This window comes from Glycomyces sp. NPDC021274 (assembly GCF_040641195.1).
Classification (GTDB): Bacteria; Actinomycetota; Actinomycetes; order Mycobacteriales; family Micromonosporaceae; genus Glycomyces.
Genome location: NZ_JBFADC010000004.1, coordinates 299,205 through 313,096, shown reverse-complemented (window position 1 = coordinate 313,096; position 13,892 = coordinate 299,205). Strand labels below are relative to the sequence as shown.

Here is a 13,892-nt window from a genome sequence, read left to right as displayed (position 1 = left end):
ATACAACACCGGTATGCAAAGGCCCCTCCGCCTTGCGACCGAACGAATGGACTCGGATACCGACTCGCCGGGCCTTCTCAAACACCCCCTAGACCCGGACCGCCGTGTACACGGTGTTCGAGGAGCGCCCGCCGGTGTACGGGTTGTCGAACCAGACCCGCTTGGCCTGCACCCCCGTGAAGACCTCCATCAGCACGGTCATGAACTCCGGCTCCGGCGGGTCGTCCGACCAGATCGCGAACACCCCTCCGGGCTTCAGATGCGCGGCCATGGCCCGCATGCCCGCCGCGGTGTAGAAGTCGGCGTGCGGCGAATGCAGCACCCGGCTGGGGGAGTGGTCGATGTCCAGCAGGATCGCATCGAACGCCCGCCCGGGCCGCTCGGGATCGAACCCCTCGTCGCTCATCGCGGCGGCGAAGAAGTCCGCGCACACCAAGCGCACCCGCTCGTCCGCCGCGAGGCCCACGGTGTCCGGCAGCAGGTCACGCTCGTGCCAGTCGATGACCGCCTCCGAGTACTCGATCACCGTCAAGTCCCGCACCCGCGGATCCTCAAGGGCCGCAAGGGCCGTGTACCCCAAGCCCAGGCCTCCGACGATCACCTCGAGGTCGCCGCCGCTCTCGACCCGGGCCAGCCCCAGGTGGGAAAGCTCCCGCTCGGCCACGGTGAACAGGCTCGACATGAGGAAGTCCTCGTCCAGCTTGACCTCGTACACCTCGGCCCGCACCTCAGGGTCGTACCGCCGCCGCAGACTGATCTCGCCCATCGGCGAATCACGCCAGCCCAGTTCCTCGAATCGCGTCATCACCGCACCATCGAACCATCAAAGGTCCAGCATGCGGCGACCCGCACCGCTAATACCCGTTCTCGACCACGTTCCGGAGCGGCTCACCCGCCGCGAAACGCCGGATCTGATCGCCCACCCGCGGGTAGACCCGCTCGATGAACCCGAGCACCGCACCGCCCACATGCGGCGTCACGATCGCACCCTCCAGACCCCACAACTCGTGGCCGGCGGGCAGCGGCTCCGGCTCGGTCACGTCGAGCGCGCACCGCAACCGCCCCGACGCGACCTCCGCAGTCAGCGCGGCAGTGTCCACGATCTTCCCGCGGGCCGCGTTCACCAGCAGCGCACCGTCGCGCATCCGCGCCAGGAACGCCGCGTCCACCAGGCCCTCGGTCTCCGGCGTCAACGGCACCATGACCACCACGACATCCGCGTCGGGAAGCAGCCCTGGCAGGTCCTCGAGCGTCCCGACCCCCGGCCGCGCCGTCCGCGCCACCATCCGCACCTCCAACCCGGAGGCCTCGAACCGACGCGCCACGGCCGCACCGATCGAGCCGGCACCGATGACCACCGCGCGCTTCCCCGACAGCGTCGTGCCCCAAGCGAGTTCCCACCTGCCCTCGGGCTGGTTGCGGGCGAACACGTCGAGCCGCCGCACCGAAGCGAGCGTCGCGGCCATCACCCACTCGGCCGTCACCTCCGTGTGCGCGCCGCGGTTGTTGCACAGCAGCACGCCGTCCGGCACATACGGCACCCAGTTCTCGACACCCGCACTGAGCAGCTGCACGACCTTGAGATTCGGCATGTCCTCCAGCACGGGCGGCGTCGAGTACGACATGCCCGGCAGCGTCGCCTTGGGCGCGGCCGGCGGCACCAGGAACTCGACGCCACCAGGATCGGACGGGAAGTCGCCACCGTCGTACACCTCGACGACGACATCCTCGGGCAGCGGACCGAGCTCAGCGAGCCCGGCCTCGTGGGGGATCCAAGCCTTCATCCGGCCATCGTAAGGACCGCCCGCCCCGGCCCGACGAGACCGACCGCAACACGAGAACCCGTCACAGCGGCCGACACCTCGTCGCCATCGTCGGCCCGACGCACGGAGCCAGAGAAGCGCCCCGACCCGGCCTCGAGCACCTCAATGCCGCCCGGCGCACTTCACCATCCCCGCGCATTGCGGCGCAACGCCAAACGGAACAGCGCACCCCCCTCCGGCGCATCGAGCACGTAGATCATGCCGTGATGCTCCAGCGCCACGTCTTGCACGATCGCCAAACCCAGGCCCGCGCCGCCCTCGTCGCGGCTGCGGGACTCATCGAGCCGCACGAACCGGTCGAAGATCCGCCGCCGCTGCCCCTTGGGCACGCCATTGCCATCATCCGCGACGTCCAAACGCAGCCAGACGTCGTCCTCGGCCGCCAGCCGTACCGAAACCTGCCCGGCAGCGTGCCGCTGCGCGTTCGCGAGCAGATTCCCGACCGCCCGCGCCAGGTGACCGCGCACCCCCCACACCGACAAGTCCTCCTCCACGTCCAGCCGCACCGGCACCCGGTCGGTGGCGGCCCGGCGGGCCACCTCCTCGCGCACCAACTCAGTGAACGGCACCGCCACATGCGGCGGCCGCTCCCCGGCGTCAAGACGCGCAAGCAGCAGCAGGTCGGAGGCGAGATCCTGCAACCGCGTCACATCCCCGAGCGTGGCATCCAAATCGAGGAGTTCCGGGTGCTCCTTGGCGATCTCCAACTGGGTGCGCAGGATCGCGAGCGGGCTCCGCAACTCGTGCGAAGCATCCGCGACGAACCGGCGCTGCTGCTCGACGGACAGGTCGAGCGCCTCGAGCGTCATGTTGGTGGTCCTCGCGAGGCTGTGGATCTCATCGCGGCTCGCAGGCACCGGCACCCGCCGGCTCAAATCGCCGCCCATGATCTCGATGAGCTCCGTCTGGATCGCCCGCACCGGCCGCAACGCACGCCGGACCACCAGCCAGGTCACCACGGCGACCACGAGCAGCAGCGGCGCCAGCGCCCACGCCATGATCGCCCCGACGCTGTCCACAGCCTCCTCTTGCGTCTCAAGGGAAGCGCCGGAATAGACGGCATACGTCCCGCCGTCGGGGGTTCTGGCGATGAGCGACGCGAACCGGTACGACGGTTCGTCGCCCGGCAGGTTCACAGTCTCGTAAGCGATCGACGACCCGACCGACCCGCCCGCCGCAGTGGTCGTCGGCGCGTCGATCGAGGACGTCTCGGAGCCCTCGCCATCATCATCGTCGTCCTGATCGTCCCCGTCCTCGTCATCATCATCGTCGGTCCCGGTCTCCGCTCGCGCCGTCTCCGTCGGCTCGGTCTCAGCAGGCGTCGGATCGGGTTCCGGAGCGAAAGCACCGACTACTGGCGCGCCCGCGAGGTCCTCACTGGAGGCGACCACGGTTCCGTCAGCGTCCACGATCTGCACGAGCTCATCGTCGTCGGGCAGCTCGATCGCCGAAGGCGCCGTACCCGAAGCGAGCTGACCGGCGATCGACCGGGCCTGGACCTCCGCAGTGAGCTCCGCGCGACCGTAGAGATTGTCCCGCAGCAACGTCACGACCAGGAGCCCGGCGGCAACCAGCGCCACAGCGACGACGAGCGTCGCGCCCACAGTGGCCCGCGCCCGCACCGAATCGGGCCGCCAGAACGGCTTCTTCCCCTCGGCCCGCCTCATGGCCCTGCGGATCTCGGCCCGCTGCGCCCTGTCCGGCTGGGGCCTAACCACCGTCGGCCGCCAGTCGGTAGCCGGCGCCGCGCACGGTCGCGATCGAGGCGCGCTGGAAAGGGGCGTCGATCTTGCGGCGCAGGTTGGAGACGTAGACCTCCACGATGTTCACGTCCCCGTCGTAGGCGAAGTCCCACACGTGGTGAAGGATCTCGGATTTGGACACGACCTCGCCGACGCGGCTCGCCAGGAACTCCAGGACCGAGAACTCCTTCGAGGTCAGTTCGACGGGCTTGCCGCCGCGCTGGCAGGTGCGGGTGGCCGGGTCGACGGTGAGGTCGCCGAAGCGCCACACGGTGGGGGCGGCGGCCGCGGACCGGCCGCGGCGCATCATGGCGCGGATGCGCGCCTGGAGGACCACGAAGGAGAACGGCTTGGTGAGGTAGTCGTCCGCGCCGGTGTCGAGGCCTTCGGCCTCGTCGTACTCGCCGTCTTTGGCGGTGAGCATGAGGATCGGGGTGGCCACGCCTTCCTGGCGGAGGGCCGCGCAGACCTGGTAGCCGTTCATGCCGGGCAGCATGATGTCGAGGATGATCGCGTCGTAGTCGCCGATGCGGGCCATCGACAGGCCGGTCCGCCCGTCATGGGCGAGGTCGACGGCGTAGCCCTCGGCCGCCAGCCCGGCGGCGACCATCTTGGCCAGCCGCTGCTCGTCTTCCACCATCAGCAATCGCATGTCACGAAGCTTGACACAGCGAACCTGAAGCCAACCTGAAGTCGCCCGCAGACATGCTAGACGGGCCGTTACCAGGAGGAACACCGGAACCCGCCTTCTCCCCGGCCTGCTTTGCCGAGTTTCCTGAAGACGGCTTCAGGTGACTTCAGCTTGGCTTCAGGTTCGGACGCGCAAGGTTGCCGACATCAGATCCGCACAGCAGCGAGAGGACACGACATGAACGCTCCGACCGACACCCAGCAGGCCCCGACCCCCGACCAGCCTGAGGCGACGCAGCGCCGCCGCTTCCGCGGCCGCCAGCGCACCCTCGTGATCGCCGGCGCCGCGGGCGTCCTGCTCCTCGGCGGCGGCGCCGCCGCGGCCTTCGCAGCGGACGAGATCGACGACCGGGACGACCGCGCCGAGCAGGCGGCGGACGATGCGAACGGTTCGGACCGCGATGACCGCGACGACTGGGACGACCGCGACGGCTCCGATGACGACGACTTCGTGCTTCCGGACGAGGCCATCGGCGAGGACGCGGCCGTCGAGGCCGCGCTCACGGAGGTCGCGGGCGAGGTCTACGACGTCGACCTCGAAGGCACCGCCGAGGCCCCGGTCTGGGTGGTCGAGGTGACGGACGCCGACGGCGCCGACTGGGACATCGCGGTCAACGCCCTCGACGGCATGGTCACCGACGTGTTCGCCGACGACGACGCGAACGACGACGACGGTGACGACGACTCCGACGGCACCGATGACGACGGCGACGACAACGACGCCGACGACCAGGACGACAACGACCGGGACGACAACGACAACGACTAGCGGGAGACCCGCCCGGCCCTTGCGGGCCGGGCGGCCACCGACACGGTGCGACCGCACCTGCGCCATCGACCCCCGATGACGCCACCGCGGCCGAGCACTATCGCCGGGTGACAGCTTCACCACCACGGCCGAGCATTACGGCCAGGCGATGGCGTCGACACCGAGACTGAACACCGTCGTCGAACACCGACCCGCGTTGCGGGTCCGCAGACTAAGAACGGGCCGGACCGTCCGGACCTGAGCGGTATGCCAGCCGTTCGGCTCCGGCCCGACACACCAGGGGCGGGTGGGGTGGGGGGAGGGGAGGGGAGGGGAGGGGCCCTCCCCCTTTCGCACCAAGACGCGAGGAAGCCTCTCGCTACTTGACCTTGTAAGTGAGGCAGGCGAACTGGCCGGTGCTCTTCGCCTCGGTCAGTTCGAGGTGGTGGGAGAGGATCCTGCGCGGCAGGAGCGGTGCGCCGTCGCCGAGGAAGACCGGCGCGAGCGAGACGCGGATCTCGTCGAGGAGCCCGGCGTCGAAGAACTGGCCGACGAGGTCGCCGCCGCCGACGATCCACCGGTCCTTGTCGCCCGCGACCTCGACCATCTCGGCGTGGACCGCCGCGACGTCGCCGGACACGAACCGGATGTCCTGCCCCGGCAACGCGGGGAGGTCCCGGCTCGAGAACACCCACGCAGGCTGTTCGTACTCCCACTTGCCCGGGTTCTCGAGCACGTTCTCGTACTCGAGGATCCACTCGTACGTCGTGGAGCCCATGCAGATCGCGCCGACCCCGGCGAGGAACTCGCCGAACTCGTCGAGCGGGGTCTCCGCATCCCCGCCCTCCTCCTCCGCCTGCTCGGGGTGGCCCCCCGGCACGGTGAAGAGCCACTCGAGGGAGTTCTCGGGATCCGCGAGGTAGCCGTCGATGCTGGTCGCTGTGTTGTACACGGTTTTCGCCATCCCGCCAGCAAATCACGTCCCACCGACACCCGCCGACGAACCCGTTCGAACGGCCGGCCTCGCTCGGCATTCCTTGGCCGCCAAGGCACCTGGATTCCCGCGCGGCCGGCCGCCGACGAGTCCCGGCGGCCCCGACACCGGACCGCCGCCGACATTCATCGGCCCGCCCGGCGCCACCGTCCAGCGCCCCGTCCACGCCCGATCGCTCTGTCGGCTTCCCGACATTACCCGTTTTGTACTGGAACGCACTCTTCATCGTAATTAGGTTGAGATCACGTCATAAGGCGTAAGCATGATCAAGTTCACCAAAGGGGTGATCCTGGTAATGAAGAAGTTCTTCACTGCCATCGGCGTCATAGCGGCCGCGCTCGCGCTGTCGCTCTCCGCCATGTCCTCGGCTGCCGCGGCTCCGCGCGTGCCCGTCGACATGCCGACGCCCGTGAAATCGCGGATCGAGAGCACGGTGGTCCCGGCCGCCGCCGCAGAGCAGCGGACCTGCCGGGCCCGCTTCACCGAAGGCGTCAACCACCGCCGTCTCGCCGAGGTCGGCGCGGCGATCCTCGAGGTCATCCCGGCCGACACCTGGGTCCAGGTCTCCTGCGAGCGCGGCTCCGGCGGCGAGTACCGCGCCTGCGGACTCACCAGCGACTACTGGATGGAGGTCTACTGGAACGGCGCCTGGGGCTACAGCGCCTGGTCCTGCGTCCAAGACTGGGAGTACACCTCGTAGCGCCCGCAACCGAACGCCCGCATCGCAAAGGGCCGGGAAGCGCCTCCGCGCCTCCCGGCCCTCGCACGTCACATCGGGACGCTCAAGCGGTCAGCCGCAGCACGTTCCCGATGATCCGGTGCCCGTGCGCGCCCGCCGCCGTCAGGATCGACTCGGGGTGGAACTGCACCGCGAACCAGCGCTTCCCGGGCGCCTCGATCGCCATCACGACCTCGTCGATCGCCGCCGTCACCGCGAAATCGCCCCGCACCTGGTCGGGCGTGGCGTACAGCGAGTGGTAGCGCGCCGCGACCACCTCGGACGGCAGCCCGTCGAACAGGCCCCCGCCGGTCACCTTCACGTTCCCCGGCTTGCCGTGGCTCGGCTCGTCCAGCAGCGACAGCGAACCGCCCGCGTGCTCGACCATCGCCTGCAGCCCCAGGCAGACCCCGAACACCGGCAGGCCCCGCCGCTCGAGCTCGTCGAGGAGCCCGGCCGTGTCGAAGTCCTGCGGCCGGCCCGGACCGGGCGAGAGCACGACCAGGTCGGGCTCCGTATCGGCCAGCACCTGCGCGGCATCGAACCCGAACCGCAAGGTCGTGACCTCGCAGCCGTGCTGGCGGAAATAGTCGCCGAGGGTGTTCACGAACGAGTCCTCGTGGTCGACCAGCAGCACCTTGCGGCCCTCGCCCGCCGGCCCGCCCGCGACCTCGATCGGCTCCGGCACCACCGCGGCGGCGCCGATCCCGCCCGCCGCGGTCTCCAGCAGCGCGCGCGCCTTCAAGTGGGTCTCGGCCTCTTCGGCGTCCGGGTCGGAGTCGTAGAGGAGGGTCGCCCCCGCGCGCACGCACGCGACGCCGTCGCGGATCTGCGCCGTCCGCAGCGTCAGGCCCGTGTTCATCGACCCGTCGAACCCGACGAAGCCGACCGCGCCGCCGTACCAGCGCCGCGGCGTCGTCTCCTGCTCCTCGATGAACCGCATCGCCCAGGTCTTCGGCGCGCCCGTCACCGTCACCGACCACATGTGCGTGAGGAACGCGTCCAGCGCGTCCATCTCCGGCCGCAGCCGCCCCTCGACGTGGTCGACGGTGTGGATCAGCCGCGAGTACATCTCGATCTGCCTGCGCCCCAGGACCTTCACCGAACCGGGCACGCACACGCGGGCCTTGTCGTTGCGGTCCACGTCGGTGCACATCGTCAGCTCCGACTCCTCCTTCGGGGAGCCGATGAGCAGGGCGATCTGCGAGGCGTCGTGCACCGGGTCGTCCCCGCGCGCGATCGTCCCCGCGATCGGGCAGGTCTCCACCCGGTCGCCCGAGACCCGCACGAACATCTCCGGCGAGGCGCCGACGAGGTACTCGCGGTCGCCGAGGTTGAAGATGAACTCGTACGGCGCCGGGTTCGCGGTGCGCAGCCGCTCGTAGAACAGCGTCGGCGAATCGCACGCCGCGTACATCTCGTGGCCCGGCACGACCTCGAACAGGTTGCCCGCCTTGAACTCCTGCCGCGCGCGGCGCACCGTGTCGGCGTACACGCCAGGCACAGGCCCGTCCGGGATCGACTCGGCCCGCACGTAGTCGAGCGATTCGGTCTCCCGCGACAGGCCCTTCGTGGAGCGCCCGCCGAACGAGAAGTCATAGCGGCGCACCTGCGCGGTCTCGCGCTTGCGGTCGACCACGTAGATCTCGTCGGCCAAGTGCAGCACCAGGTCGCGGGCGTCATCGGGCCGGTCCTTCGCGAACGGGATCGGCTCGAACTGGTAGGCCAGGTCGTACCCGAACGCGCCCCACAGCCCCAGGTACGGGTCGTCGCAGCGCAGCGCCTCGAGGATCACCCGCAGCGCCGAGAACGCCGTCGGCAGCTTCGAGCGCAGCTCCTCGGGCACGCGTGCAGTCGGGGTCGGCACCTGGACGCGCACCTCGCGGTCGCTCCGGGTGACCTCGCCGACCTCGGCCGCCGCCAGCGCCTCCGCGAGCACGTCGACGAGCAGGAACCCGCGGGCGTTCAACTGCCGCACGGTCACCTCGCGCCCGCGCGCCACGACCTCGAGGGACGGGTCGACATAGGCGAGGTGGTAGCGCGAATACCGGCCCGGATACTCCATGCCGCTCGACAGGACCCCGCCGCGGCGGGTCTCCACCTGCGCGACGATCGGCGTCAAGTCCGAGTCGTCGAGCTCGCTGACGTGGCGTTCCACGGTCACACCGGCGGGTGTCAGAAACTTGGTCATCGGCCCTCTCAATGGGTCTCAGGTCCCGACTCGAGGCGGCCGACCCCGGATACGACGAAGCGACCGCCTTCGAGACGGTCGCTTGCTTCTTGCACGCAAAAGCAGGGACGCCGCCTCAGCGACGCCACCACCAGTTGCGGGCGTGGGTTCTCACAGGCCGAATACTACATGCCCAGAGGGTGGGACCGACGCCGGTGCGCTGCGGTGACGCGCCGTAAATCCCTCGCGAACCGAGGCGGGGGCGGCGCTACACTTGCCTACAACAGCGTCGACCCGGCCATCACCGGCGAGCTTCCGGAAGAACCGGCCCCACCGCGGCAGCTTCGAACGCCGCCGCGCACAGGTGGGGCCCCAGTAGAACCGGACGGGCGCGGCCCGTCACCGCCGCCGAATCGAGCGGGCGCACCGGCTTCACTGGAAGCGGGAGCGCCAAGCGAGGTGGTACCGCGGGTCAGGCCCTTGAACAGGCCGGACTCGTCCTCGCACACCGTAAGTCCGCAAGGCGTGTGTGTGAGGAGACACCGGTCCCATGGCCTATCCACTCGACGACCCCGCACGGGGCGTACCCGCGAGCCCGAACCTCCCGGAGGTCGAGCGCCGCGTGCTCGACTTCTGGACCAAGGACGACACCTTCGCCGCCTCCATCGAGGCCCGCCCGGCGGGCGAGAACGGCGCGAACGAGTTCGTCTTCTACGACGGCCCGCCCTTCGCCAACGGCCTGCCCCACTACGGGCACCTCCTCACCGGCTACGTCAAGGACATCGTCCCCCGCTACCAGACGATGCGCGGCAAGCGCGTCGAGCGCCGCTTCGGCTGGGACACCCACGGCATGCCCGCCGAGGTCACCACCGAGAAGGAACTCGGCCTCAAATCGAAGGCCGACATCGAGGCGTATGGCGTCGACCGGTTCAACGCCGCCGCCAAGGCCTCCGTCCTCCAGTTCACCGACGAGTGGGTCGACTACGTGACCCGCCAGGCCCGCTGGGTCGACTTCGAGAACGACTACAAGACCCTCGACCTGTCCTACATGGAGAGCGTCATGTGGGCCTTCAAGACCCTGCACGACAAGGGCCTGATCTACGAGGGCTACCGCGTCCTCTGGTACTGCTGGCGCTGCGAGACGCCGCTCGCCGCCACCGAGACGAAGATGGACGACACCTACCGCGACCGCCAGGACCCGGCCGTCACCGTCGGCCTCGACGTCACCACCGAGGGCCCGCTCGACGGCGTGAAACTCCTCGTCTGGACCACCACGCCGTGGACCCTCCCGTCCAACCTCGCCGCCGCCGTCCACCCCAGCGTCGACTACGCCGTCGTCGAATCCGAAGGCTCGCGCTACCTGCTCGCCGAAGCCCGCCTCCCCGCGTACGCCCGCGAACTCGGCGAGAACCCCGAGATCCTCGCCCGCTACAAGGGCGCCGACCTCGTCGGCCTGCGCTACAACCCGCCGTTCGACTTCTTCACCGGCCGCGAGAACGCCCACCAGGTGCTCACCGCCGACTACGTGACCACCGAAGACGGCACCGGCGTCGTCCACATCGCCCCCGCCTTCGGCGAAGAGGACAAGCTCGTCACCGACGCCGCCGGCATCGAACCGGTCGTCCCCGTCGACGACTCCGGCAAGTTCACCGACGAGGTGCCCCCGTACGCCGGCGTCCACGTCTTCGAGGCCAACAAGCTCATCATCAAGGACCTCAAGGACACCCAGCGCCTGCTGCGCCACGACACGTACAACCACAACTACCCGCACTGCTGGCGCTGCGGCTCCCCGCTGATCCAGCGCGCCCTCTCCGCATGGTTCGTGGCCGTCACCAGCTTCCGCGACCGCATGCTCGAACTCAACCAGCAGATCGACTGGACGCCCGGGCACGTCCAGGACGGCCAGTTCGGCAAGTGGCTCGCCAACGCCCGCGACTGGAACATCAGCCGCAACCGGTACTGGGGCGCCCCCATCCCCGTGTGGGTCTCCGACGACCCCGCCTACCCGCGCGTCGACGTCTACGGCTCGCTCGCCGACCTCGAACGCGACTTCGGCGTGCCCGTCACCGACCTCCACCGCCCCGGCATCGACAACCTGGTGCGGCCCAACCCGGACGACCCCACGGGCCAGTCCGTCATGCGCCGAGTCCCCGAAGTCCTCGACTGCTGGTTCGAATCGGGCTCCATGCCGTTCGCGCAGGTCCACTACCCGTTCGAGAACGCCGACTGGTTCGAGCACCACTACCCGGGCGACTTCATCGTCGAGTACACCGCCCAGACCCGCGGCTGGTTCTACACGCTGCACGTCCTCGCCACGGCCCTGTTCGACCGGCCCGCGTTCCGCACCGCGCTCGTCCACGGCACGCTGCTGGGCGAGGACGGGCAGAAGATGTCCAAGTCGCTCAGCAACTACCCGGACGTGCGGGAGTCCTACGAGCAGTTCGGCTCCGACGCGATGCGCTGGTTCCTGGTGTCCTCCCCGGTCCTGCGCGGCGGCGACATGCCCGTCAGCGAGAACGGGTTCCGCGACGCCGTCCGCCAAGTCGTCCTTCCCCTGTGGAACGTGTGGTACTTCTACACGCTCTACGCGGGCGCGGCCGGCTACGAGGCGACGCCCGAGCAGGCGCGGGCCACCGCGCTGGCCAGCGAGCACCGGCTCGACCGGTACCTGCTGGCGAAGACGCGGGAACTGGTCGAGACGACCACCGCGATGATGGACGCCTACGACCTCGCGGGCGCGACCGCCGCGTTCCGCTCCTACCTGGAGAGCCTCACCAACTGGTACGTGCGCCGCTCGCGCGACCGGTTCTGGGAGGGCGACGAGGACGGGTTCGCCACGCTCGCAACGGCGTTGAAGACCGCGTGCGAGGTCGCGGCGCCGCTGCTGCCGCTCATCAGCGAGGACATCTGGCGGGGCCTGACCGGCGGCCGCTCGGTGCACCTGGCCGACTGGCCCGAGGCCGAGGACCTGCCCGCCGACCACGCCCTGGTGGAGGCGATGGACGCCGTGCGCGAAATCGCCTCTGTGGGCCTGTTCATGCGCAAGGCCCGCAAGCTCCGCGTGCGCCTGCCGCTGGCGAAGCTCACCGTGGCGACCGGGCACGCCGAGCGGCTCGCGCCGTTCGCTGACCTGCTCAAGGACGAGCTGAACGTCAAGGCCGTCGAGTTCGACTCCGACGTGAGCGCCTACTCGAAGTCCGACCTGAAGCTGGTCCCGCGCGTGCTTGGGCCCCGGCTCGGCAAGGACGTGCAGCGGGTCATCAAGGCCGTCAAGGCCGGCGACTGGACCGTCGCGGACGGCACGGTCACCGCGGGCGGCGTCGTCCTGGAGGACGGCGAGTTCGAGCTGACCATGGTCGCGGTCGACGCCGACCACACCGAGGCCCTGCCGAACGGCGCGGGTGTCATCGTGCTCGACACCGAGGTCACCCCGGAGCTCGCCGCCGAGGGCCTGGCCCGCGACGTCGTCCGGGTGATCCAGCAGGCCCGCAAGGACGCCGACCTGAACGTCAGCGACCGCGTCGCGGTCGTCCTCGACGCCGCGGCCGAAGTGCGGGCCGCGATCGAGACGCACCGCGAATTCGTCCAGGCCGAGACCCTCGCCCTGGAGCTGACCTTCGGTGCACTGGGCGACACCGCCACCAGCGGTGAGGCCGGAGACGTCACGGTGAGGGCCGCAGTCGCGAAGCAGTGAGCACCGCAATCACAGGGGTCCGGGCGCCGCAAGCGTCCGGGCCCCGTCGTTCTTCTTGTTGTGCCGAATCGCTTCCCGGTGTGTTGATCAAAAATGCTGCTGAGTTGCTCCTAGCGCGGCGAGCGCGGTTTTTTCGGGCGGGCGCGTCGGCTGGATGCCGACGCGCCCGCGCTTTCTCTTTCCTCGCGAGGTGTTCTGGCAGGAGCCGCGCGGGAGTGCACTCCCGCGCGGTCTTCGGGGGCGGCCCCCGGGGTTCCCACATTCGCCGCCAGTCCTGCCAGAACCGGCTCCACCTCCCTCACTCCTCCACTGCCTCCGGAGGAAGGTGTTTTTATCTACTAACTCTCACAGGTCGGGCAAGAGTTGCCTAGGAGAAGTTTTGAGGCTGTGGATAACCCGCGGAACGGCAGCTCACAGTCGCTTTCGGGGTATCGGCCCGACTAACTCGATGTTCGGGTCGCCCGGTCCTGATGCAAGGCGCCGCAACAGCTCGTGGTGCTCGCGTACCGCTTTCGCCGCGAGCGCCTCCATCGCGACTGATCGCTCGAATGCGTCGCGCAGCATTTCGACTCGAGATCCTGGCGGGAGCATCGCCGGGTCACCGCGTGTCGGCGAGCCATGCGGCGAGGTCCTCCGGGAGTTCGACTGTCAGCTTCAACATCCAGCGATGATCCGTCTGGAGCGAGGAGAGAGCAACCGCAAAACGTGGCGTGGATCTGGCGCCAATCGAAGTCAGGCCGCCAGGAGAGATCGCCGAGACAGCGGGAAGCAGTGAAGAACAAGGGGCCCGGCGAGCGATGCTCGCCGGGCCCCGCTTCGGGCGTGGTGTCGCCTAGACGAACTCGCCGCAGATCTTCCAGACGTCGTCTTCCTTGACCATCTCGAAGGTCTCCTCGGTGTCCTCGCCGTTCTCGGTCATGGTGACCTCGACGGTGGCGGTGTCGCCGTCCTCAGTGACCTCGCCGATCTCGTAAGACCAGTCCTCGGGGACAATCGGGTCGTCGCCCATGGCCTCCTTGATCTCGTCCTCGCTCATGCCTTCGAACATGCTTCCGGCTTCCTTGAGCCCGTTGACATCCTCGGCGCAGAGGTATTCGTCGGCGTCGTTCGCGGCGCCCTCGAAGTCGCCTTCCATCATGGAGTTGGCGAGGTCCTCGATGCCGTTGTCGAGGAAGTTCTCGACCGCGCCGTCAGGCGTGTCGGAGTTGCCGCCGCAGGCGGCGAGGGCGAGGAGGGCGGCGAAGGCGCCACCGGTGAGGGCGGTGGCGCGGCGGGCACGGCGGGGCTGCATTGCAGTGTTCATGAGTTCCAAT

The 13,892-nt window shown here is 69.4% G+C and carries 10 protein-coding genes; 3 read left to right on the top strand and 7 right to left on the bottom strand.

The window, feature by feature from the left end; all coding sequences use genetic code 11:
- Positions 1-88: 88 nt before the first annotated feature.
- The 4 genes from AB0I03_RS12350 to AB0I03_RS12335 form a co-directional block, all read right to left on the bottom strand.
- A complete protein-coding gene (locus tag AB0I03_RS12350; protein ID WP_360410732.1) occupies positions 89-808 on the bottom strand; it encodes a spermidine synthase in 720 nt (239 codons plus the stop codon).
- Between the two features lie 46 nt (positions 809-854).
- Positions 855-1,784, bottom strand: coding sequence for a 2-hydroxyacid dehydrogenase (locus AB0I03_RS12345; RefSeq protein WP_360410729.1), 930 nt, complete (start codon positions 1,782-1,784; stop codon positions 855-857).
- 161 nt (positions 1,785-1,945) lie between these two features.
- A complete protein-coding gene (locus AB0I03_RS12340; protein ID WP_360410726.1) occupies positions 1,946-3,490 on the bottom strand; it encodes a HAMP domain-containing sensor histidine kinase in 1,545 nt (514 codons plus the stop codon).
- Positions 3,491-3,533: 43 nt separating this feature from the next.
- Positions 3,534-4,217 carry a response regulator transcription factor gene (locus AB0I03_RS12335; protein WP_360410723.1) on the bottom strand — a complete coding sequence of 228 codons (684 nt, stop codon included), beginning with the start codon at positions 4,215-4,217 and terminating at the stop codon, positions 3,534-3,536.
- 216 nt (positions 4,218-4,433) lie between these two features.
- Between AB0I03_RS12335 and AB0I03_RS12330 the strand changes: the two genes are divergently transcribed.
- Positions 4,434-5,024: a PepSY domain-containing protein gene (locus tag AB0I03_RS12330; RefSeq protein WP_360410720.1), complete on the top strand. Its 591-nt coding sequence runs from the start codon at positions 4,434-4,436 to the stop codon at positions 5,022-5,024.
- 358 nt (positions 5,025-5,382) lie between these two features.
- Here AB0I03_RS12330 and AB0I03_RS12325 read toward each other — a convergent pair whose 3' ends face one another.
- Complete coding sequence (locus tag AB0I03_RS12325; RefSeq protein WP_360410717.1) at positions 5,383-5,967, bottom strand: dihydrofolate reductase family protein; 585 nt, start codon at positions 5,965-5,967, stop codon at positions 5,383-5,385.
- Between the two features lie 292 nt (positions 5,968-6,259).
- Between AB0I03_RS12325 and AB0I03_RS12320 the strand changes: the two genes are divergently transcribed.
- Complete coding sequence (locus tag AB0I03_RS12320) at positions 6,260-6,697, top strand: hypothetical protein (RefSeq protein WP_360410714.1); 438 nt, start codon at positions 6,260-6,262, stop codon at positions 6,695-6,697.
- 82 nt (positions 6,698-6,779) lie between these two features.
- Here AB0I03_RS12320 and AB0I03_RS12315 read toward each other — a convergent pair whose 3' ends face one another.
- Entirely contained in the window at positions 6,780-8,906 is a 2,127-nt protein-coding gene (locus tag AB0I03_RS12315) for an anthranilate synthase component I (RefSeq protein WP_360410711.1), read from the bottom strand.
- Between the two features lie 529 nt (positions 8,907-9,435).
- Between AB0I03_RS12315 and ileS the strand changes: the two genes are divergently transcribed.
- Complete coding sequence (gene ileS / locus AB0I03_RS12310) at positions 9,436-12,579, top strand: isoleucine--tRNA ligase (protein ID WP_360410708.1); 3,144 nt, start codon at positions 9,436-9,438, stop codon at positions 12,577-12,579.
- Between the two features lie 832 nt (positions 12,580-13,411).
- Here ileS and AB0I03_RS12305 read toward each other — a convergent pair.
- Entirely contained in the window at positions 13,412-13,882 is a 471-nt protein-coding gene (locus AB0I03_RS12305) for a DUF4878 domain-containing protein (protein ID WP_360410705.1), read from the bottom strand.
- Positions 13,883-13,892: the final 10 nt, after the last annotated feature.

What these genes read in the sequence shown, in the direction of transcription:
- AB0I03_RS12305 (WP_360410705.1), bottom strand. Translation starts at nt 13,882, where the DNA reads ATGAACACTGCAATGCAGCCCCGCCGTGCCCGCCGCGCCACCGCCCTC.
- ileS (WP_360410708.1), top strand. Translation starts at nt 9,436, where the DNA reads ATGGCCTATCCACTCGACGACCCCGCACGGGGCGTACCCGCGAGCCCG.
- AB0I03_RS12345 (WP_360410729.1), bottom strand. Translation starts at nt 1,784, where the DNA reads ATGAAGGCTTGGATCCCCCACGAGGCCGGGCTCGCTGAGCTCGGTCCG.
- AB0I03_RS12325 (WP_360410717.1), bottom strand. Translation starts at nt 5,967, where the DNA reads ATGGCGAAAACCGTGTACAACACAGCGACCAGCATCGACGGCTACCTC.
- AB0I03_RS12320 (WP_360410714.1), top strand. Translation starts at nt 6,260, where the DNA reads ATGATCAAGTTCACCAAAGGGGTGATCCTGGTAATGAAGAAGTTCTTC.
- AB0I03_RS12335 (WP_360410723.1), bottom strand. Translation starts at nt 4,217, where the DNA reads ATGCGATTGCTGATGGTGGAAGACGAGCAGCGGCTGGCCAAGATGGTC.
- AB0I03_RS12340 (WP_360410726.1), bottom strand. Translation starts at nt 3,490, where the DNA reads ATGAGGCGGGCCGAGGGGAAGAAGCCGTTCTGGCGGCCCGATTCGGTG.
- AB0I03_RS12315 (WP_360410711.1), bottom strand. Translation starts at nt 8,906, where the DNA reads ATGACCAAGTTTCTGACACCCGCCGGTGTGACCGTGGAACGCCACGTC.
- AB0I03_RS12330 (WP_360410720.1), top strand. Translation starts at nt 4,434, where the DNA reads ATGAACGCTCCGACCGACACCCAGCAGGCCCCGACCCCCGACCAGCCT.